Source organism: Arthrobacter burdickii, from assembly GCF_030433645.1.
Lineage (GTDB): Bacteria > Actinomycetota > Actinomycetes > Actinomycetales > Micrococcaceae > Arthrobacter_D > Arthrobacter_D burdickii.
The window spans coordinates 485,793-506,425 of record NZ_JAROCG010000002.1 but is presented as its reverse complement, the minus strand read 5'-3'; the positions used below and the strand labels follow the sequence as shown (position 1 = coordinate 506,425).

Below are 20,633 nucleotides of genomic sequence, written 5' to 3'. Positions count from 1 at the left end.
GCCGCCCCGATGGACCCCGCGTTCAACAGGAGGGACACCCGAGAGGACGTCCCGGAGGACGCCTAGGAGGCGTAGGGGTCCGCGATCCCTACGTACTGGGTGTAGAGGTACTCCTCGATCCCCTCGGCACCGCCCTCACGCCCGAGGCCGGACTGCTTCACGCCTCCGAAGGGAGCGGCGGCGTTGGAGACGACGCCCGCGTTGAGGCCCATCATGCCCGTCTCGAGGCGCTCGCCCATGCGGAGCCCGCGGTTGAAGTCGCGTGTGAAGACGTAGGCCACCAGCCCGTACTCCGTGTCGTTGGCGAGCTCCACCGCTTCGTCCTCCGTGCGGAAGGTGACGATCGGCGCGACCGGGCCGAAGATCTCCTCCTGCAGGATGCGCGAGGTGCGGGGCACGTTCTTGAGCACGGTGGCCTGGTAGAAGTAGCCGTCGCCCGTCACGGGCGATCCGCCGGTCACGGTCTCGGCGCCGGCGCCAACGGCCGCGGTGACCAGTTCGTGCACCTTGTCACGGCTCTTCTGGTCGATCAGGGGGCCGAGCTTCGACTCGTCCTCCGTGCCCCGGGCGGTGGTCATGCCCTTCATGCGCTCGGCGAGCGACTCGGCGAAGCGGTCCGCGATGGACTCGTGGACGATGAAGCGGTTGGCCGCGGTGCAGGCCTCGCCCATGTTCCGGAGCTTCGCGAGCATGGCACCGTTGACCGCCGCGTCGAGGTCGGCGTCCTCGAACACCAGGAACGGAGCGTTGCCACCGAGTTCCATGGAGGTCCGCAGCACGTTCTTCGAGGCCGCTGCGAGGAGGTTGCGCCCCACCGGCGTGGAACCCGTGAAGGAGAGCTTCCGCAGGCGTGGGTCCTCGATGAGCGGGCCGGTGACGGCACCCGCGGTGGTGGTGTTGACGATGTTGAGCACGCCGGCGGGAAGGCCGGCCTCCTGCAGGACCGTCGCGAACAGGGAGGACGTCAGCGGCGTGAGGTTCGCCGGCTTGAGCACCATGGTGCAGCCCGCCGCGACCGCGGGGGCGATCTTCCGGGTGGCCATGGCCAGTGGGAAGTTCCACGGCGTGATGAGCAGGCACGGGCCCACCGGCTTCTTGTTCACGAGCAGCCGCGACTTGCCGTCCGGCGACATGGAGTACCGGCCGGAGGTGCGTACGGCCTCCTCGGAGAACCAGCGCAGGAACTCGGCGCCGTAGGCGACCTCCCCGCGGGCCTCCGCCAGCGGCTTGCCCATCTCGAGGGTCATCAGCAGGGCGAACTCGTCGGCACGCGCGGTGACCATGTCGAAAGCCCGGCGGAGGATCTCGCCACGCTCGCGGGGAGCGGTGCGTGCCCAGTCGGCCTGTGCCGCGGCGGCGGCGTCGAGCGCGGCCATACCGTCCTCGGGTGTGGCATCGGCGAGCGTGAGGAGGGTGCGTCCCGTCGCCGGGTCCTCGACGTTGAACGTCGCGCCCGAGGACGATGCCCGCCACTCCCCGTTGATGAAGAGCCCTGTGGGCACCTTGTCGAGTACTGCCTTCTCCTGGTCGGCCGTGACAGCCATACTGAGCTCCTTCGCGAAGTTTCCGGGGCATTCCCCGATGGGGACATTCCCGCTCACGCTAGACCCGGCGGCGAAGGAGTGTCCAGTGAAGGGTGCACCGCGAAGTAGCGCTTCCTTTGGACGAGTGCACAGCGCGGCTCAGCGCGCTGCGATCACCGCCGCGTACAGTTCCCGCTTGCTGACACGGGTCTCGGCGGACACGGCAGCGACGGCGTCCTTGAGTCTCATGCCGCCCTCGATCAGCGCGTTGACGTCTGCGACGTGGTCCTCCGGACGGGACGGGGCTGCCTCCGGCGCACCGGCGACGACGACGGCGATCTCGCCCCGCACCTCGGTGGCCTGGGCCCACTGGAGAAGCTCGAGGAGTGATCCCCGGATGACCTGCTCATGCACCTTGGTCAGCTCCCGCGCCACCGCCGCCGGCCGCTCGGACCCGAAGGCCTGCTGCAGCGAGCGCAGCATCGGCTCGAGGCGATGCGGTGCCTCGAAGAAGACCATCGTGCGGCGCTCGGCCGCGAGATCCGCCAGACGACCGGCCCGCACGCCCGGCTTCCGCGGGAGGAAACCCTCGAAGCAGAACCGGTCCGTGGGCAGGCCGGACAGTGCCAGCGCCGCGAGGACGGCGGAGGCGCCCGGCACCGCCGTCAGGTCCAGGCCCTCGGCGACAGCTGCCTCCACGAGGCGGTAGCCCGGGTCGGAGACCGAGGGCATGCCGGCGTCCGTGACCATCAGGAGGGTGGCGCCATCGCGGACCAGGTCGAGGAGTTCCGACGTCCGCTCCGCCTCGTTGTGCTCGTGGTAGCTGATGACCCGGCCCGCCACCGTCACGCCGAGCGCCTGCACCAAGCGGTGGAGGCGGCGCGTGTCTTCCGCCGCGACGACGTCGGCGGACTGGAGCAGGCCGATCAGCCGTTCCGTCGCGTCGCCCATGTTGCCGATGGGGGTGGCTGCGAGGACGATGCGCCCGCGCCCGCTGTCATCCCCTGCTGTCCCCCGGTACGCCGTCAGGGGGGCGCGGGCCTCCGCCTGATCGTCGGGAGTCTCCTCCGGGTGCTCTTCGAAGTGTTCTTCGAAGTGATCGTCCGGGCGCTCTTCGGGATGCTCGTCCGGGCGCTCTTCGGGGTGCTCGTCCGGGCGCCCGGACGGGTCCTCGTGGCTGAGGTCGGGGGCGGCGTCGTCGTATGGCTGGCTCACCGGTCCAGCCTAGCCGCCATCGTGGGCGGGACCCATGGAACAGCCGGGCGTCATGCGGAGCCTGCACAGGCACCGCCGGTAGCATGACAGGGTGAGCTACACCGCCGTCCGTCCCCGGGGGGACAGTCCGCAGTACGGCGGGTCCTGGGTCCTTGCTCCCGGATACGCCTACACACGCGATGCCCTGACCGCCCGCCTCCTCGGTGCCACTTCCGCGGGAGGGTCCCTCCGCTGGATCATCCCCCTCGTCCTGGCCCTGCTCGGCGGCGTGCTGCGCTTCGTCCGGCTCGGCGAACCCGGTTCGCTCGTCTTCGACGAGACGTACTACGTCAAGGACGCCTACTCGATGCTGCAGTCGGGCTACGAGCGGGAATGGCCCGACAACGCGAACGACTCCTTCAACGCCGGCAACCCCGATGTGCTGCTCGACGCCCCGAACTACGTGGTCCACCCGCCCGTCGGCAAGTGGATGATCGCCTTCGGCATGCTGCTGTTCGGCTCCGACAACGCCTTCGGCTGGCGGTTCTCCGCGGCGGCGGTCGGGACCCTGTCCGTTCTCCTGCTCGCCGTCGTCGCCCGGCGCCTGTTCGGCTCGGCACTCCTGGGAGCCGCCGCGGGGCTCCTCCTGGCCGTCGACGGCCACCACCTGGTGGAGTCGCGCACGTCGCTGCTCGACATCTTCCTGAGCTTCTGGCTCCTCACCGCGTTCGCGGCTCTCCTACGTGACCGCGACGACGGGCGACGACGCCTGTCTCGTCGCCTCGCCGCTCTCGCCGGGCGGAACGGTGACGGCCTGCCGACCCGGGCCGAGCTGTCGTGGGGGCCCTTCCTCGGGTTCCGTCCCTGGCGCCTCGTCGCCGGTGTGTGCCTCGGGCTGGCCCTGGGCACCAAGTGGTCCGCCCTCCCGTTCATCGCCGCGTTCGGCCTGATGACCGTGGCGTGGGACATGAGCGCCCGGCGCATCGCCGGTGTGCACCACTGGTTCCTCGGCGGCGCGGTTCGGGACGGCCTGCTCGCCTTCGCGTGCATCATCCCCGTGGCGCTGCTGACCTACCTCGGCACGTGGACGGGCTGGTTCCTCTCGGAGAACGCCTACGACCGGACGTGGGCCGAGCGGAACCCGTCGGAGCAGTGGGGCTGGGTGCCGGACAGCCTGCGGTCCCTGGCCGAGTACCACCGCAGCGCCTACACGTTCCACCAGGGACTCAGCTCGGACCACCCCTACGAGGCGAGCGCGTGGTCCTGGCTGGTCATGGGCCGGCCGACGTCGTTCTACTACCAGAAGCCGACCGGTTGCGGGGCCGACGCCTGCTCGCAGGCCGTCACCGTGCTCGGCAATCCGCTCATCTGGTGGAGCGCCGCGCTGTCCCTGATCGTGCTGCTGTTCTTCTGGCTCGGCCGGCGCGACTGGCGTGCTGCGGCCATCCTCACCGGCATCGCTGCCGGGTACCTCCCCTGGTTCCTCTACCCGGAACGGACCACGTTCTACTTCTACGCGGTGGCCTTCGAACCGTTCCTCGTCCTGTCGCTGGTCTACAGCCTCGGACTCGTGCTGGGCGGTCCGGGCTCGGACCGGGCCCGGCGCCGAAGGGGTATCGTGCTGGTGGGGGTCTTCCTGGCCGCTTCCGTGGCATTGTCGGCCTACTTCCTCCCGATCTGGACAGCCGAGATCATCCCCTACGACCAGTGGCGCATCCGCATGTGGCTGCCGAGCTGGATCTAGGGCAGGTCCACGAGGTCCCCCGGAACGAAAGCGAGCACTGGTGCGCGAAGCCATCACGGAACTCCTGGTCGACCTCCCGCCGGCCGGCAACATCACCGACCTCCTCCTCAGGACGCACGACGCCGACCCCGGGCGGGCGCTGTACGCGCTGCAGACGGGCGGGCAGTGGCGGGACCTGTCGGCCGAGGAGTTCCTCCAGCAGGTGTCGGCGCTCGCCAAGGGGTTGCTGGCCTCCGGCGTCCAGCCCGGCGACGCCGTCGCCGTGATGTCCCGCACACGCTACGAGTGGACCCTCGCCGACGTCGCCATCTGGTTCGCCGGCGCCGTGACCGTCCCGATCTACGAGACCTCCTCCGCCCACCAGGTGGCCTGGATCCTCGAGGACGCGCGTCCCGCCGTCGTCTTCGTCGAGGACCGGCAGAAGGCCGAGATCGTCCTCGACGCGGCCGGCCGGGCAGGCCGCGCGGACACGACGACGGTGGTGCGCCTGGCGCCCGGGGACCCCGGCGACGGGGCCACCCTCATGTCGCTCACCGGGGCCGGCACCGCCGTGTCCGACGCTGCGCTGGAAGCGGCGCGCTCGTCCCGCAGCCTGGCCGACGCGGCGTCCATCGTCTACACCTCCGGCACCACGGGCAGGCCGAAGGGCTGCGTCATCACCCACGGCAACTTCGCGCTGTTCGCCGTCAACACGCTGGAGTTCCTGCCGGAGTTCCTGAAGCAGGAGGACGCCAGGACGCTCATGTTCCTGCCGCTCGCCCACGTGCTCGCGCGTGCCGTTCAGGTCGTGTGCTTTACCGGCGGCATCAAGCTGGCGCACTCGGGCTCCGCAGCGCAGCTGCTCGAGGACCTGACGACCTTTCGACCCACGTTCCTCCTCGCCGTCCCCCGGATCTTCGAGAAGATCCACGCCACCGCCGGCCGGCGTGCCGCGGAGACCGGCAAAGGCCGGCTCTTCGCGGCAGCGGAGCGCACCGCCGTCGCCTATTCGCGTGCCGTGGATGCGCGTGGACGGGGAGGGCGCGGCCCCTCCCCCGTCCTGCGGGCGGCGCACGCGCTCTTCGACCGCATCCTGTACCCGCGGCTGCGTGCCGTATTCGGCGGCGAGGTCAGGTACACGGTGTCCGGGGCCAGTCCGCTCAGCGAACACCTCACGCACTTCTTCCGGGGCGCCGGCGTCCTGGTCCAAGAGGGCTACGGCCTGACCGAGAGCACGGCTCCCTGCACCGTGAACACCGTGCGGCTGACGCGGGTCGGGTCGGTCGGCATCCCCATGCCCGGCATGAGCGTCAGGATCGACGACGACGGCGAGGTGCAGGTGAAGGGCGCCGCCATCTTCGCCGGGTACTACCGCAACGACGAGGCGACGGCCGAGGCCTTCACCTCCGACGGGTACTTCCGCACCGGTGACCTCGGCGTCCTCGACGAGGACGGGTTCCTGACCATCACCGGCCGCAAGAAAGACCTGCTAGTGACGGCCGGCGGCAAGAACGTGGCCCCCGGTCCCCTCGAGGAGAAACTCCGCGAGAGCGTGCTCGTGGCACAGGCCGTCGTGGTGGGCGAGGGCAAGCCCTTCATCGGCGCGCTCATCACGCTGGACCGCGAGGCGCTCGGACCCTGGGCGGATGCGCACGGGAAGCCCGGCCTGACCGCGGAGCAGGCCGCCACCGACGCCGAGGTCCTCGCCGAACTGCAGGCCGCCGTCGACGCCGCGAACGCCACCGTCTCCCAAGCCGAGCAGATCCGGCGCTTCACCGTCCTCGACGTCGAATTCACCGTGGAGTCCGGGCACCTCACGCCCACCCTCAAGCTGAAGCGCGCCGCCGTCGTCGCCGATTACGCGGATGCCCTCGACGAGCTGTACAGCAAGGGGAAGCGCTAGCCCCTAGGTGCGGCTGTGCCTCCATCGGGGGCGTGCACCCGGCGCGGCGGCCCCGATTCCCCGAACATTCCCACCGGGTCTGGGCGCCCGGCGCGGCGGCCCACCCGCTAAGAAGGGCGCGGTACATCTCCCAGCCCCGCGAGTGCGCAGACCCGGGGCGGCGGCCCCGATTCGCGGAACATTCCCACCGGGTCTGGGCACCCGGCGCGGCGGCCCGCCCGTTGAGAAGGGCGCGGCGGCCCGCCCGTCAGGAAGCCTCGAGGGCCTCGCGGTACCGGGCCTGTGCCGCTTCCTGCGCCAGCATCGAGCGTTCCCGCCGTGCCCGGGTCGGCCAGGTGAGGGCGAGCGTGAGGATGATCGCCGCCAGGACGAGCACCGCGATCGTGACGGCGGAGTCCGTCCAGAACTGCTCCGGGAACAGCCTGATCAGCGTGTCGTCGATGCGGAAGGTCCAGGTGCCGTTGGCGAAGAACAGTGCATGCACCTGCGTGAAGAAGGTCTCCCAGGCAAGGACCGCGAGGACCGTCAGGACGGCGATGCCGACGAGCGTGAGAACGGCACCCGAGAACAGCGCGCGCCGCACTCCGCCCTTGTACTTCCGCGCGAGGTAGACGCAGGCGAGCACTGCGAGCACGAACAGCACGAGGGCGATGAGGAAGGACAGACCCAGCACGCCCTTCACGTCCGCCATGTGGTCGACCTCCGACTCGAGGAACAGCGGATCACCCTCCGGGGTCACGAGGCCCCCGAGATACCGCGGCGGCGCGAGGTTCACCACGTAGTCCAGCGCGTAGGAGCCGTAGGTCATGCGGTCGTCCAGCGAAAAACCGAACTGGTCGGCGGGGAAACCCGGCCGGTGGTATTCGAGCCACAGGAACGACGACGTCGCGACGGCACGGACCGCCGCTGCCACCACGATGACGGGGAAGAAGAGCGCGACGACGACCTGCAGGAAACGCGGAAGGGCAGGTTTCGCAGCCACGGCCTGGTCCCGTACCGCGGCCCGGCGTGCCGCGTCCTTGTCCGGCGGTCGTACGGAGAGCGCGCCGGTGTCCGTCGAGGGCTCCTTGGGGACCGTGGACGCGTGGCTCCCGCCGCTCTGGGCCCCGGCGGAGGGCCGGCTGCTGGCGGGAAGCTCGTCGCCGGAAGAGTGCTGGTCGTCAACTGATGCATGCGCCACCGGGGACGGAAGTGCAGCCCCGGCACCAGTGGAGGCACCGGCGGCGTCCGGCCGATCTGCAGGTTCTGCAGCTGGGTCCGGGTCTGGGTTCACGTCCCGGTTCGATCCATCGTGGGCGACATGCGCTCCTCGATGCAGAGCATCAGCGGAATGGGTGCCGGCGGAGTGGGGTCCATCAGCAAGGGTTCCGGTGGCATCAGTTTCGTCGACGGTTCCGTTCGACCCAGAGGCACCACCGAAGGAATGGGCAGGACGCGCGGACCTCGCCTCGGCGTCGTCGATTCGGCCGTCCTGCACAACAGGCAGCATCCGGGTCTCGGGTTCGCCCCCGTCGGCACGCCTGCCCTCCTCGGAGCCGGGACGCTCTTCCGGGTCCTCCCCCGGCCGGGAAACCTCGGGCAGCGTGCCCGCCTTCCGCATCGGCAGGTTGTGGCGCTGGGCGACGCCCGATACCGGGACATCGCCCGGCACTGCCGCGCGAGCGCCCGACCGGCCTGCCGCCGCTTCGTCGATGTCCGGGCGGTGCCCGCCGGAAGCGGTTGAACGTGTGCTGTCGGTCTCTGACACTGCGCTGTCTCCTCGTTCGTCGCCACCGGCGCTGGCCCCGGCATCTCCGACATTACCGGCCGGGCGGGCGACCGGCCGGGAGACTCCCCGGCACCCCTCCGGTCGCGCGTGATAGCAGCACCCGTTCTCGTCAGGCCGTGTCGGCGCATCCGATCACGTCACACCGTGCCCGGCCGCGCCCGGTCACCTCACGCCGTGATGACGGCGGCACCCCGGTCGACGGTTCCCAGGTCCCCCCGGTACCCCGCGGCGACGGCCCGCCGGCCGAGGACCAGCGTGTAGGCCCAGTACGCGGCGAGGACGAGGAGGCCGATCGTGAGGCGGAGCCAGTGCGGCAGTCCGCTCGGTGTCACGAAGCCCTCGACCAGGCCGGAGACGAGCAGCACCAGGACCAGGCCGAGCGCCACGGTGATCAGTGCACGCCCTTCCTCCGCCAGTGCCACGGAGCGGAGCCTGCGTCCCGGCGCCACCCATGCCCAGAAGATGCGCAGGCCGGCCGCCGTGGCGATGAAGATCGCGGTGAGCTCCATGAAGCCGTGCGGCAGGATGTAGAAGAAGAAGACGTCGAGCCTGTCGTGGGCGGCCATCATGCCGGCGGCCACGCCCAGGCCCTGCGCGTTCTGGTACAGGATGAAGGCCGGCCAGATGCCCGTCACTCCGAAGGCGACCGCCTGCAGCGCGATCCAGGCGTTGTTGGTCCACACCATGCCTGAGAAGGAGGCCGCGGGGTTCTCCGAGTAGTAGTCGATGAAGTCCTCCTCCACATAGCGCCGGAGGTCCTCCTCCGTTCCGAGCGCCTGGATCACACCGGGAGTCCCCACCACCCACTGCGCGTAGAGCCACGTGACGGCGAGGAAGATCACGCCCACCACGACGGTGAGCCACCGGATGCGGTAGAAGGCGGCCGGCAGGGAGAACACGAAGAAGGAGGCGACGTCCTCCATGACATTGGACCTCGCCCCGGTGAAGCGCGTCCGGGCTCGCGAGAGGCGCGTGGACAGTGACCCGGACAGCGCGCTCTCGGGGTCGACCGAGCGGATGATGGACAGGTGCGTGGACACCCGCTGGTAGAGGACCAGCAGTTCGTCCGATTCCGCGCCGTCCAGCCTGCGCCGCCGCACGAGGTCGTCCAGGCGTTGCCAGTCGCTGCGGTGCACGGCGATGAATGCGTCCACGTCCATGCGCCTAACCCTATAGTCCGCTCCCGCCGGCGATAGGCTGGGCACGGCGTCGCGGGGCAGCTATCCGCCCCGACACCGGAATCGCACCAGCAGCAGCTGCCCAGGGGGAACATCATGAGTTCGGTCGTCACCGGTGAAGCAGTCGTCCTGGAGCTCAGACCCGCCGGCTTCGCCGCCCGTGGGCTGAGCATCCTGATCGACATCATCGCCCAGGTCATCCTCGCGGTCCTCCTCCTGCTGCTGATCGGGAACGTCTTCGACGGCATCCTCGACGCCGCGCTCACGAGGGCGCTCCTGCTCGTCGTCGTGGTCCTGCTCCTGGTCGTCCTCCCGGTGACCGTGGAGACCCTCACGCGCGGGAAGTCGCTGGGACGCCTGGTGATGGGCCTGCGGATCGTGCGCGACGACGGCGGTGCGATCCGCTTCCGCCACGCCTTCATCCGCGGCATGCTCGCCATCCTGGAGATCTACATGCTCGGCGGATCGCTCGCGTTCATCGTGTCCCTGTTCAACGAGAAGTCCAAGCGCCTCGGCGACCTCCTCGCCGGGACCTATGCGATGCGGGAGCGCGTCGTCGTCCGGCCCCGCGCACTCGCCGTGATGCCGCCGGGGCTGCAGCAGTGGTCGGAGACCGCCGACTTCGGCCGCCTCCCGGATGCCCTCGCCCGCAGGATGTCGCAGTTCCTCGCCTCCGCGCCGAAGCTCACGCCCCAGGCGCGGCACACGCTGTCCCTCGATCTCGCCTCCGAGGCGAGCCACCACGTCTGGCCCCCGCCGCCCGGGAACACGCCTCCGGAGGACTTCCTGCACGCGGTCATCGCCGCGCGCCGGGACCGTGACTACGCGGCGATGATGCGGCAGCGGGAACGGACGGAGGCGACGGCGGCGAGGCTCCACACGCTGCCGTTCAGCTAGCGCCCGGATCCCGCGTCGACGGTCCGCCTACGGCTGGTTGACCCACTCGTTCCAGGGGACGTTCCAGTCACCGAATCCGTCCCAGACGTACATGGGTCCGTACCCCGTGTTCAGGATCTTCACCACGTCGCCCGGACCGAAGGTGTTGTAGAAGTACTCCGCACCCTCGGGCGACATCCCGATGCAGCCGTGGGAGACATTGAAGCTGCCGAGGGCGACCTGCGCCCCGGGCAGTGCTTCGTGGACGAAGGCGCCACCGTTGCTCAGGCGGCTCGCGTGGTTCACGACGGTAGGGGGGTAGTAGGCCGCGTCGCCGGGCTTGAGCCCGATCGATTCCGCCCTGAACTGGGTGGATTCGTAGTGTTCCATCACCACCATGTACCCCTCGGTGGAGGGCCACTCCTCGGTGCCGAGCGTGATGGGGAAGGTCCGGTCCAGCTTCCCGTCGAGGTACACGTTCATGGTCTTGGTCGCGTTGTCGACGACGGCGATGCGCGCGTTGTGGGTCTTCACGGTCATCGTCCTGTCGGCATTGCCGATCATGCCGTTGCCGAGATCGACCCCGAAGAGGTTGAGCTTCACCGTGATGGTGCTGTTCGGCGCCCAGAACGTCTCGGGACGGTAGCGCACCTTGGTGTCGGACAACCAGTAGAAGGCACCGGGCTGGCCGCTCGTGCTGGTCACCGTGATGGCCTTCTCCACCGCATCACGGTTCGTGACGGGCTCGCTGAAGGTGAACTCCAGTGGCTGGCCGGTGCCGACCGTGCTGCCGTCGAGCGGGAACAGGGAGGCGTCGGCCGCATTGGCGGGTTCGACGGTCACGAACGTCGATATCGTGTTCTGGGCCTGGCCCGCGGAGTCGATCACCGTGTAGGAGAACGTGTACTGGGTGTTGAAGGCGAGCCGCTCGGTGGCGGTCCACCTCGCGCCGTCGGCGGAGATGGTCCCAGCCACCGGCGTGCCGCCCGCGCTGGGTACCAGTTCGACGGCATCGAGTGTGGCACCCTCGACCGTCACGGCCGCGACCGTGGCCGGGTTGACCCCATAGGCCTGGTCGGTGGGGGTGACGCCCAGGGTGTACTCGCCGGCGGGACCGGAGGACACCGCGGGCTGCGGAGCTGCCGGAGGGGTCTGGGCCGGGGCCGACTGCGGGGCCGACGACGGCGAGGCGGAGGACGACGAGCCGCCGGCCGATGCGTCGTTCCAGGGTGATGCCGTGGCGATCCCGACACCGCCCCCGACGACGACGACCGCCGCGGCTCCGATGGCGGCGATCTTCCAGCCCTTACGGCGTGCCGCGGCCTCGTTCGATTCCTGCTTCATGCGCATGCATCCGCCCCTCACGTAGCTGCCCGGAAGCGATATTACGCGACAGGGCAGGCCCCGCCGGGCAGGCGGGGTGCAGTTTTGACAACGATTCGGCCGCTACCGGCGGCCTCGTACGGGTCCGGTAGCGGCCGAAGGAAAGCGCTCGAAGGAACGGCGCCCGGTGGGATCTAGTAGCGGTACTGCTCGGGCTTGTACGGCCCGGCCACGTCGATATCGAGGTACTCGGCCTGGCCTTTGGTCAACTCCGTGAGCTCGACGCCGAGGGCGTCGAGGTGCAGGCGGGCGACCTTCTCGTCGAGGATCTTGGGCAGGACGTAGACCTCGTTCTCGTACTCGCGGTTGCCCTCGGCGTCCTCCTTCTCGAACTTGGTGAAGAGTTCGATCTGGGCGATCGTCTGGTTCGCGAAGGAGTTGCTCATGACGAAGGACGGGTGTCCGGTCGCGTTGCCGAGGTTCAGCAGGCGGCCTTCGGACAGCATGATGATCGAGTGCTTCTCCACGCCCTCGGCCTCGTTCGCCGGAACCACCCACTCGTGGACCTGGGGCTTGATCTCGATCTTCTCGACACCGGGGATGCGGGCGAGTCCGGCGATGTCGATCTCGTTGTCGAAGTGGCCGATGTTGCCCACGATCGCCTGGTGCTTCATGCCTGCCATGTGGCGGGCCATGATGACGTCCTTGTTGCCCGTGGTGGTGATGAAGATGTCGCCCTGGCCGAGGACGGTCTCGAGCTTCGCGACTTGGTAGCCGTCCATGGCGGCCTGCAGGGCGCAGATCGGGTCGATCTCCGTCACGATGACGCGGGCACCCTGGCCGCGGAGGGCTTCGGCAGCGCCCTTGCCGACGTCGCCGTAGCCGCAGACGACGGCGACCTTGCCGCCGATGAGGACGTCCGTGGCGCGGTTCAGCCCGTCGGGGAGGGAGTGGCGGATCCCGTACTTGTTGTCGAACTTGGACTTCGTGACGGAGTCGTTCACGTTGATGGCCGGGAAGAGGAGCTTGCCCTGCGCGGCGAGCTGGTACAGGCGGTGCACGCCCGTCGTCGTCTCCTCGGTGACGCCCCGGATACCGGCGGCGATGGCCGACCATTTCTGCGGCTCGGACTCGATCGTGGCGCGCAGGGTGTCGAGGAACACGGTGTACTCGTGGGAGTAGTCGGCGTCGCCCTCCTGGGGGTTCGCCGGCACTGCGCCCAGGGCCTCGAACTCCGCGCCCTTGTGCACGAGCATGGTCGCGTCGCCGCCGTCGTCCAGGATCATGTTGGGGCCGAGGCCCTCGGCCTGTCCCGGCCAGGTGAGGATCTGGGTGGCGGTCCACCAGTAGTCCTCGAGCGACTCGTTCTTCCAGGCGAAGACGGGGACGCCGGCGGGCTCCTCGACGGTGCCCTTGCCGACGACGACGGCCGCTGCGGCCTCGTCCTGGGTGGAGAAGATGTTGCAGGATGCCCAGCGGACCTCGGCCCCGAGGGCGGTCAGGGTCTCGATGAGCACGGCCGTCTGCACGGTCATGTGGAGGGAGCCGGCGATGCGGGCACCCGCGAGGGGCTGCGTGTCGGCGAATTCGCGGCGCAGCGCCATGAGCCCGGGCATCTCGTGCTCCGCGAGGCGGATCTGGTGGCGCCCCGCCTCGGCGAGCGAAAGGTCGGCAACTTTGTAGTCGAACGTCATGGTGTGCTGTTCCTAGCTGGAGTTCGGAGGATGCGGGGCAGTGCGTGCGCTGCTGCCCTAGGAGGCGCGGACGGCACGCAGTTCGGTGCGGAGGAGCACGGGAATGCCTTCGTCGAGTTCGTAGGTCAGTGCCCCGCCGTCGGGCCCCTCGGCGGTGGAGCGGAGGACGGCGCCTTCCTGGACCAGCCTGGACCCGGTGACGGGGCACCGCAGGACGTCGAGCAGCTGTTGTGGGAGGTTCGCCATGGGAAAGCTTTCGCTCGGGAGATGGGGATTCTGCGTCCCATTCTACCGCGATGGGGTTCGGCAGCCTCAATCGGTGCCGGACGACGCGATGTTGGACGACGCGATGTCAGGGGTCCCGCAGGATCCTCAGGTGGCCGCGCCGCGGCCCGGTGACGCCGGCCGGGGGCTCCATGGGTGCCCTGCTTCCACGCTGGGTGGTCGTGGGCTGCTCCGTCGAGGGCTCCGCCGCGGCTTCCCGGACCGCGTCGGCGAGGGCCAGGAGGTCGTCCGAATTGTGCTCCGGCGCGACGTCGGGAAGCGTCAGGCGGACCACTTCCCATCCCCTGGGTACGGTCAGGCGCTCGGCATGGACCGCGCAGAGGTCGTAGGTGTGGGGTTCGGCGTACGTCGCGAGGGGACCGAGCACCGCCGTCGAGTCTGCGTAGACATAGGTGAGGGTGGCGACCGCCGACCGCTGGCAGGCTGATCTTGAGCATTGACGGAGTGATCCCACGATCGGCAAGCCTACCGGGGATTGCGGCCCGCGGCCCCGTGACGCGCTCCGGGGTCCGCGCATCCCGCGATGACAACGCCTTTCGGGGCGTGCAGGCGGGAGGTTCAAGGCTTACAGTTCTTTACATGCACGATGCTTCCACTTTTTCGGTCAACCTGACCGATCCGACGGCCTCGGAAGGCCGTTCGGCGAGGTCGTTCTACGAGCGTCGGCGGAACCGCCGTGGGCGCGGCATGCGTGGCGAACTGCTCCCCCCGCACCTGCCCGGCTCGCGCTCGAGGTCGGAGCAGTTCGACGACTGGGTGATGGAATCGGCGCAGCGGCTCGAGCGGCTGTGGGGTGAGCGCATCCAGGACCTGCAGATCGTGGTGCAGGAGATTCCCGACGGGCTCGAGGACATGACGCCCGAAACCCTGCGGGGCCTGCTCGGGTCCTGCTCCCCCGCATCGCCCGGGCAACCGGCGGTCATCACCATCTACCGGCATCCCGTGCTGATGGCGGCCAAGTCCCTCATGCCGGTCAACGAACTCATCCACGACGTCGTCGTCGAGCAGACCGCAGAGCTCATGGGACTGGCGCCGGAGGCCGTGGACCCCGCCTACGGTCGCTCCCAGGCCTGAGCCCGCAGCGTCCTCCGCCGGCCGAACGGCCCGGCTAGTAGCCGAGTTCCACCGGGATGCTCAGCGGGCCGGTGGTACCGGCCGGCACGCCTGCCACCGAGATCCCGGCCCGCGCCCCGGGAAGTGTCATGACCTGGGCACCGTAGACCGGGTCACCCGTCGCGTCGATGAGGACGGCTGCAGGTGCCCGGCCGAGTGACGACGACGGGACCGACACCGAGGTGCCTCCCGCGATCCCGATCATGACCGGGGTCCCGAGTGCGCCACCGGCGCCGACGGGGGTGAGCGTGACCTCGCCCCTGCCGCTCGGCGCGCCGAGCACCAGGGAGGTGTCCACGCCCTCGGCGAGGGACATGGCGGAATCGCTCCCCAGGCGGACGGCGGCGGGGGCCGAAGCGAAGTCGACGGGCTCGCCGTCGTCGATGCCGCGCGTGACGCGCGCCGATGCCACCACGGAGACGTCGGAGGCGATGGCGATGGTGTAGCTGCCCTCGGGCAGGGACGTCAGGGGTACGGCGGCCACGGATCCGGCGGTCGCCGTCACGACTCCCCCGCCGGGCAGCTCGACTTCCCCGTCGGGGCCGTAGACCTTGATGTTGAGGACGGCGTCGCTCGATCCGGGTACGAGCACCTGCAGCTCGGGGGCGGCGGCCGCATATCCCTTCTGTTCACGGATACGGCGCGCCGTCGCGGCGTCCTGGACGGCGACGCCGGGCACCACCTGCGTCGTGCCGGCAGGCGCGCTGGGCGAGAGCAGTTCCACTCCACCGGGCGTGAGGCGGCGGAGGACACTCTGCTGGATGACGCCTGCGATGCGTCCGCCGTCGCTGCGGACGCGGACGGCCACGCGGTCCTGGTCGCCGGCCAGTCCTGCGAGCACGATGCTGCGGGTCTCGCCGGGCGCGACCAGCTGCCCGCGCGTGCCGGCTGCCTCGATGGGTCCGTCCTGTCCGTACAGCTCGAGGGTCACGGTGGCCGGCGTCCCGGTCGGGTTCGTCAGCAGGAGTACCGAGGACTGGCCGACGGCGGTGGCGGCACCGACGAGCCAGAAGTCGCTCGAGGGCACCTGGCAGGCCGTCGCTGCGAGCCCGCGAAGGTCTCCGTCGCTGGCGGTGTAGGTGGAGGTGGCAGCGGCGACGGGCGTGAGGCCGCCTTGTGGCTGTGCGCGGAAGACCGCCGCGTCCGTGACCCGGACGCCCCGGGAGACACCGGCGACGCGATTGGTCAGGCCGTCCGTGCCGCTGCTGGCAGGACGGTCGGCCAGGGACGCCTCGGGTGCGAACTCCTCGATGAGCGACAGCGGTTTGCCCCCTCCGACCGGCAGCAGCCCGCTTCCGGTCAGCGTTGCACTCAGGTCACTGAGCACCATCCCGGACACGGTCGTCTTCGCGGTGGCGGACGCCGGGCTGAACTCGGGATCCGCACCCTTCACGGCTGCCTCGAGCAGGCGGGGCGGGGCGGGGCAGACCGCGGTGTAGTCGCCGGCAGGCACTGCGGCCACCGGCACGGGGCGGACGGTGTCGGACGGCGGGACGAGAGCATCCGTGACAGTGCCCGAAGCGAGGGCGGCTGTCGCCGCGAGGAGGACGACACCCGTCGCCGCGCCCACCGCGGTACCGACCCGGGCCCGACGCACTGCGCTGGCGCCGGTCCCTGCCGCCTTGTCGCGGGCGACTGCCCGGGCGGCGACGGCGGTATCGACGGACTCCTCCGAGGGGGTCCCGGCACCGGGCTCGCCACTCCGGTCACGGTCGTGCGGGCCGGCGCTCGCCGCCGTGCTGTCGCGGTCCTGCGGCCCGGCGCTCGCCGCCGTTCTGTCGCGCTTGCGTCCCCGGATCACGGGCGGCCTCTTCCACTGGTCACGGGCTGGGGATCGTCCTCCAGGCCGTCGGCCTCTGCGCCCGATCCGCTGGTCGGGTCGAAGGGGTCCGCCGGGACGGCCGGGTCGGAGGGGCCCGCCAGGACGACCCGGTCGGTCGTGTCGCTCCGGTCGGAGTGGCTCGTCATGACGGACTGGTCGGCCCGGTGAGAGGGACGCGCCAGGACGGCCTCGTCAGCCCGGCCGGCTGGGTCTGTCAAGACGGCTGGGCCGGCGCGGTCGTCCGGGTACGGCGGACGACGCCGGTCGGAGGAGTTCGGGCGGCGGCCGCCCGTCGGCCGGACGACCCGCGGTCGCGACGGGATGGGAATCGCCAGGAGCACGGTGAGCCCGAGGATGATCGCCTGCGCGCCCTCTACCCAGGGCTGGTAGGGGCTCACGTAGGAGACCGCCAACGTTCCGCCGTTGGCAGGCAGTGCGAAGACCTGGTGCCAGCCTGCCGACGTCGTCTCCAGCCTGCGCCCGTCGAGGGTCGCCTGCCAGCCGGGGTCGGCTTCCTCGGCGAGGACGAGGGTCCTGCCCTCGGCCCCCGCCACGATGGTGCCTCCTGCGTTGACCGCTCCGGACGCCACCAAAGCCTCCGTGCGGCCGTCCGTGTCGACCACCCGCACGCGTGCCGTGCGGTTGCCGGCGTCCTCCGTGCCGTCGTCGAGCACAGGGGCGACGCGCCACAGCCGCCCGGCGTCCGTGTCGCCCACGGCAGTGAGGCCCGGGACGGAGTCGATGCGGCCGCTGAGGAAGTCACCCGCCGTGCCGGACTGCTGGAGGACCACGAACCCGACCCCGAGGTCGCGGAGGTCCTCCCGCGGGTCGGCACCGGTAGCGCCGACGATCACGGCGACGGTGGTTCGGAGGATCCGCGCGGACTCGCTGTCCTCGCGCAGTGCGTCTCCGCTTCCCTGCAGGGTGCGGGCGGCGAACATCGGGTTCAGCGCATCCAGGGTGGTCCCGGATCCGCGCATGAGGGAGGCGCCCACGGTGTCGTCGTCGTCGACGGTGATGACGAGCGTTCGCGTGCGGTCGGGTCCGGTGCCCCGGTCCGCGGCGGTGGCGGGCAGGGGGCGCTCGGCTGCGGGTTCGAGCACGAGGCCCGTGCCGAAGTCGGTGGTGCCGGCCCCGGTGTCGGGCGCCTCCTCCGCAGGGGCGCCCGGAAGGACCACGGGTTCGGCGGCCACGGCGGGGGGACCGGCGATCTCGGGGGCCAGCCACAGACCGAGGCTGAGCAGCGGTCCTGCGGCCAGGACGACGCCGCCGGCGATCCGGACCAGTCGGCGGCGGGCGCCGGGACGTGCAGCCGGCGCCTCCCCGTCCTGCGGACCGGGCAGCCCCGAGAGTGCGGCCGCCAGGAGGCACAGAGCCATCACCGACACGAGCGGACCGGAGAAGGGCTGGATCAGGGAGGTGGCGCCCACCGCGACAGGCAGCGCCGGTGCAGCAGCCGCCAGGGCGAGGGCGAGGACCGTGAGCAGCCAGAAGAAGCGCACAACGGTGCGGTGCCCGCCCCGGCTGAACAGCGCGGCGGCCGCCAGGACGAGAACCGGTCCGCCGATGACGACGGCGGCCACGAGCGCCGGCCCCATCCCGAGGACACCGGTCGATGCCGGCGGGAGCAGGGGCTGGAAGGACACGGGGAAACCGAGGAGTTGCTGCCACGGGGCAGCCGGAGGGAAGGGAACCGGGACGCCGGGATCACCCAGGAGTGCGCGCGGGTCCCGCAGCGCTGACAGGGCATACGGCAGGTGCAGTGCCACGACCGGCAGGAGCGTCCACCACAGAGTGCGGGCGCGGCGTCGACCCGCTACCAGGGCGAGGGCGAGCCCGACGAGCACGAAAGGGAGAAGGGACGGCGCGGAGGCGGTGACGACAGCAAGGACCAGCCCGGCGGCCGCCGCGGCGGTCCAGCTCCGGGTGCCGTTGATGCCCGGCTTGATGATGCCCTCGGGCAGCGCACGTGCCGCCAGCGCACCCCCGACCGCTCGGACGATCCCGAGCAGCGCCAGCGGCAGCAGGAGGTGGGCGATCAGGGCGCCGAGGCGCCCGCTGCCCAGCGCCACCTGCAGGGCCGGTGCCGCTCCCCAGAAGAGGGCGGCCCACAGGCGCAGGCCGCGCGAGCGTGTGAAGGCCGCGGAGGCGAACCACGCGGAGAGCCCCGCCAGCGGCAGGGCGCAGATGATCGTGACGACGACGGCGGTGTTCGCCGAGCCCAGTCCCAGCAGGGAGAGGAGCCAGAGGACGTAGGAGAACGGGGAGCCGTGCGCGGCGAATCCGGTGCCGAGGCCGGTCCACCACGCCGTCGCGCTGTCCCAGACGGCGCCGGGTGCCTGCGCCACCGGCAGCAATGCACCGCCCGCGAGGGCCGGCGCTCCGACCAGCCGGTGCAGGCCCAGGAGGGCCGCGGCCAGCAGGACGACGACGGCGACGACGGCGCCCGCGCCGACCCAGGGCCGGGCCGGAGCTGTGAGGGCGGCGAAGTCGTCGTGGCTGTCGCCCGACGGTATGTACTCCTCCGTGGCCTGTAGTCCCTCCGGTCCGCTGTAGCCCCCGCGAGAGGTGAAGGCGTCGAGGACGGACTTGCGGTGAGACCAGACCTCACGGCGGGACGTGATCAGCGACCGGACGATCGACCGCGGCAGTGTCCTGCTGCGGGCGGCGGAGCGGCGGGACCGCAGGAGGTTGAGTGGCCGGAAGACACCGCCGAGGCTCCCGAGCAGTTGTCCGGTGCCGTGCGCGGGGTCCTTCGCCAGGAGCCCGAGGAGGAACCGGACCAGCCCCCCGAGCACGGCTCCGACGGCGAGGAAGGGCACGTTCCAGGGGGCCGCATGCTTGAGCCTGAGGTACACCTCGGCGGCACGGGCGGCATGGGGAGTGGACGCGGGATGCGGCCTGGAACTCGCGTGGCGCAGGACAGCGTGGGGTACCACCACCACCCGGTTGCCCGCGAGGCGGTTGCGCCAGCACAGGTCGACGTCGTCGCCCACGCCGTGGAAGGCGGGATCGAATCCACCGAGGGCGTCCCACACGTCGCGGCGCACGAGCATTCCCGCGGAGTTGACGGCGAAGACGTCGCTCCGGGCGTCGTACTGCCCCTGGTCGTGCTCGTCGACGTCGATGAGCGTGAGGCGCTCGGCCCACCTGCTGATGGACAGGCCGACGTCCACGAGTTCGCGGGGGTCGTCCCAGGCCACCTGCTTCGCTCCCGCAACAGTCACCGAGGGCGCACGCTCCACGGCGAGGAGGAGTTCGGCGAGCGCGTCGGGCTCGGGCGCGGAATCGTCGTGGAGGAGCCAGAGCCAGTGCTGCGTACTCCCGTCCTGCGAGGCCCGGTGCGCAGGGATCTCGGCGACAGCGGTCCGCACGGCGGTGCCGAACCCAGCCCGTGCCGGCGCTCCGACGACCGGGCTCCCGGTCGGCAGGTGGAGTTGGAGGATGGAGGCGGACTCGTCCGTCGATCCACTGTCGACGCCGACGCAGAAGTCGGCCGGTCGGGTCTGGCGTTCGAGGGCTTCCAGTGTTCGCGGGAGGTACTGGGCGCCATTGTGGGCTACGACGATGGCGGTGACACGGAGGTGGAGCTGAATCAGACTGCTCGCTTCCGCAATCTGCGCCGCTCGCGCTCGGAGAGGCCACCCCAGATACCGAAGCGCTCGTCGTTCTCCAGCGCGTACTCGAGGCATTCGGACTTCACGATGCAGGCGCCGCAGACCTTCTTGGCGTCACGGGTGGAGCCGCCCTTCTCGGGGAAGAACGCTTCCGGGTCCGTCTGCGCGCACAGCGCGTCGGCCTGCCAGGACAGTTCGCCGTCGTCGTCCGGGTTGCCCGGAGCCAGTGGCAGGCCGACCCAGACCGGCTGCCCGGCGGGGGCCGACTGCGGCCGTGCGTCCTCGAGTTCATCCGGCAGGATGCTGGAGGTTTCCGGATCCAAGCTGGGAAGGACGAACAGGCTGCTCGGACGGTCCTCGACGTCGGGGAGTGAGGTCAGCGCCTCATGCGCGGCGAGGAAGGCCGTTGCCTGGTCCTCGAGCACGGAACGGGTTTCTTCGAGGTACCGCTCCCCTGCGAGGGGGTCTGCGGGGTCCAGGAACCAGTCGGCAGGAACGCCCCGTGAGCCGTAGCGGGCCGATGCCTGCGCTGCGATGTCTGGTCGTTCCTCAATGCGTTCTGCCTGCCCCATGCTCAGCCTTCCCGGTGTTGCCGTTCCAACATCAGCATGGGT

General features: G+C 70.7%; 16 protein-coding genes. 5 read left to right on the top strand and 11 right to left on the bottom strand.

The window, feature by feature from the left end; translation table 11 throughout:
- Positions 1-62: 62 nt before the first annotated feature.
- Positions 63-1,544: an NAD-dependent succinate-semialdehyde dehydrogenase gene (locus tag P5G52_RS16915; protein WP_301229695.1), complete on the bottom strand. Its 1,482-nt coding sequence runs from the start codon at positions 1,542-1,544 to the stop codon at positions 63-65.
- A 138-nt stretch (positions 1,545-1,682) separates the two neighbouring features.
- Positions 1,683-2,552 carry a 16S rRNA (cytidine(1402)-2'-O)-methyltransferase gene (gene rsmI / locus P5G52_RS16910; RefSeq protein ID WP_301230193.1) on the bottom strand — a complete coding sequence of 290 codons (870 nt, stop codon included), beginning with the start codon at positions 2,550-2,552 and terminating at the stop codon, positions 1,683-1,685.
- A 277-nt stretch (positions 2,553-2,829) separates the two neighbouring features.
- Here rsmI and P5G52_RS16905 point away from each other — a divergent pair, with 277 nt between their 5' ends.
- Complete coding sequence (locus P5G52_RS16905) at positions 2,830-4,461, top strand: dolichyl-phosphate-mannose--protein mannosyltransferase (protein WP_435868716.1); 1,632 nt, start codon at positions 2,830-2,832, stop codon at positions 4,459-4,461.
- A 40-nt stretch (positions 4,462-4,501) separates the two neighbouring features.
- On the top strand, positions 4,502-6,343 hold the full coding sequence (locus tag P5G52_RS16900) for an AMP-dependent synthetase/ligase (protein WP_301229693.1): 1,842 nt from the start codon (positions 4,502-4,504) through the stop codon (positions 6,341-6,343).
- Positions 6,344-6,590: 247 nt separating this feature from the next.
- Here P5G52_RS16900 and P5G52_RS16895 read toward each other — a convergent pair whose 3' ends face one another.
- Positions 6,591-7,523 (bottom strand): TIGR01906 family membrane protein, encoded by a 933-nt coding sequence (locus P5G52_RS16895; protein WP_301229691.1) that lies wholly within the window; start codon positions 7,521-7,523, stop codon positions 6,591-6,593.
- Positions 7,524-7,643: 120 nt separating this feature from the next.
- On the opposite strand from P5G52_RS16895, the gene P5G52_RS16890 reads away from it, so the two are divergent.
- Positions 7,644-8,066: a hypothetical protein gene (locus P5G52_RS16890; protein WP_301229689.1), complete on the top strand. Its 423-nt coding sequence runs from the start codon at positions 7,644-7,646 to the stop codon at positions 8,064-8,066.
- A 212-nt stretch (positions 8,067-8,278) separates the two neighbouring features.
- On the opposite strand, the gene P5G52_RS16885 is transcribed toward P5G52_RS16890, so the two are convergent.
- Positions 8,279-9,271, bottom strand: coding sequence for a stage II sporulation protein M (locus tag P5G52_RS16885; RefSeq protein ID WP_301229687.1), 993 nt, complete (start codon positions 9,269-9,271; stop codon positions 8,279-8,281).
- A gap of 114 nt (positions 9,272-9,385) precedes the next feature.
- Here P5G52_RS16885 and P5G52_RS16880 point away from each other — a divergent pair, with 114 nt between their 5' ends.
- A complete protein-coding gene (locus P5G52_RS16880) occupies positions 9,386-10,186 on the top strand; it encodes an RDD family protein (protein ID WP_301229686.1) in 801 nt (266 codons plus the stop codon).
- 27 nt (positions 10,187-10,213) lie between these two features.
- On the opposite strand, the gene P5G52_RS16875 is transcribed toward P5G52_RS16880, so the two are convergent.
- The 4 genes from P5G52_RS16875 to P5G52_RS16860 all read right to left on the bottom strand — a co-directional run bounded on the left by P5G52_RS16875 (position 10,214) and on the right by P5G52_RS16860 (position 13,921).
- Positions 10,214-11,509 carry a L,D-transpeptidase gene (locus tag P5G52_RS16875; RefSeq protein WP_301229685.1) on the bottom strand — a complete coding sequence of 432 codons (1,296 nt, stop codon included), beginning with the start codon at positions 11,507-11,509 and terminating at the stop codon, positions 10,214-10,216.
- Between the two features lie 173 nt (positions 11,510-11,682).
- On the bottom strand, positions 11,683-13,182 hold the full coding sequence (ahcY, locus tag P5G52_RS16870) for an adenosylhomocysteinase (RefSeq protein ID WP_301229683.1): 1,500 nt from the start codon (positions 13,180-13,182) through the stop codon (positions 11,683-11,685).
- Between the two features lie 57 nt (positions 13,183-13,239).
- The gene (locus tag P5G52_RS16865; RefSeq protein ID WP_301229681.1) at positions 13,240-13,428 is read right to left on the bottom strand and encodes a Trm112 family protein; all 189 of its coding nucleotides are present in this window, start codon (positions 13,426-13,428) and stop codon (positions 13,240-13,242) included.
- A gap of 106 nt (positions 13,429-13,534) precedes the next feature.
- Positions 13,535-13,921 carry a DUF3499 domain-containing protein gene (locus tag P5G52_RS16860; RefSeq protein ID WP_301229679.1) on the bottom strand — a complete coding sequence of 129 codons (387 nt, stop codon included), beginning with the start codon at positions 13,919-13,921 and terminating at the stop codon, positions 13,535-13,537.
- Positions 13,922-14,046: 125 nt separating this feature from the next.
- Here P5G52_RS16860 and P5G52_RS16855 point away from each other — a divergent pair, with 125 nt between their 5' ends.
- Positions 14,047-14,541 (top strand): metallopeptidase family protein, encoded by a 495-nt coding sequence (locus P5G52_RS16855; RefSeq protein ID WP_301229677.1) that lies wholly within the window; start codon positions 14,047-14,049, stop codon positions 14,539-14,541.
- A gap of 34 nt (positions 14,542-14,575) precedes the next feature.
- Here the strand turns inward: P5G52_RS16855 and P5G52_RS16850 are convergent, their stop codons facing one another.
- The 3 genes from P5G52_RS16850 to P5G52_RS16840 are packed head-to-tail and all read right to left on the bottom strand — an operon-like array spanning position 14,576 to position 20,591.
- On the bottom strand, positions 14,576-16,381 hold the full coding sequence (locus P5G52_RS16850) for a DUF5719 family protein (RefSeq protein ID WP_301229675.1): 1,806 nt from the start codon (positions 16,379-16,381) through the stop codon (positions 14,576-14,578).
- Positions 16,378-20,094 carry a glycosyltransferase family 2 protein gene (locus P5G52_RS16845; RefSeq protein WP_301229673.1) on the bottom strand — a complete coding sequence of 1,239 codons (3,717 nt, stop codon included), beginning with the start codon at positions 20,092-20,094 and terminating at the stop codon, positions 16,378-16,380. The genes P5G52_RS16850 and P5G52_RS16845 overlap by 4 nt, the downstream gene beginning before the upstream one ends.
- A complete protein-coding gene (locus P5G52_RS16840) occupies positions 19,998-20,591 on the bottom strand; it encodes a WhiB family transcriptional regulator (protein ID WP_301229671.1) in 594 nt (197 codons plus the stop codon). Before P5G52_RS16840 ends, P5G52_RS16845 begins: the two co-directional genes overlap by 97 nt.
- Between the last annotated feature and the right edge of the window lie 42 nt (positions 20,592-20,633).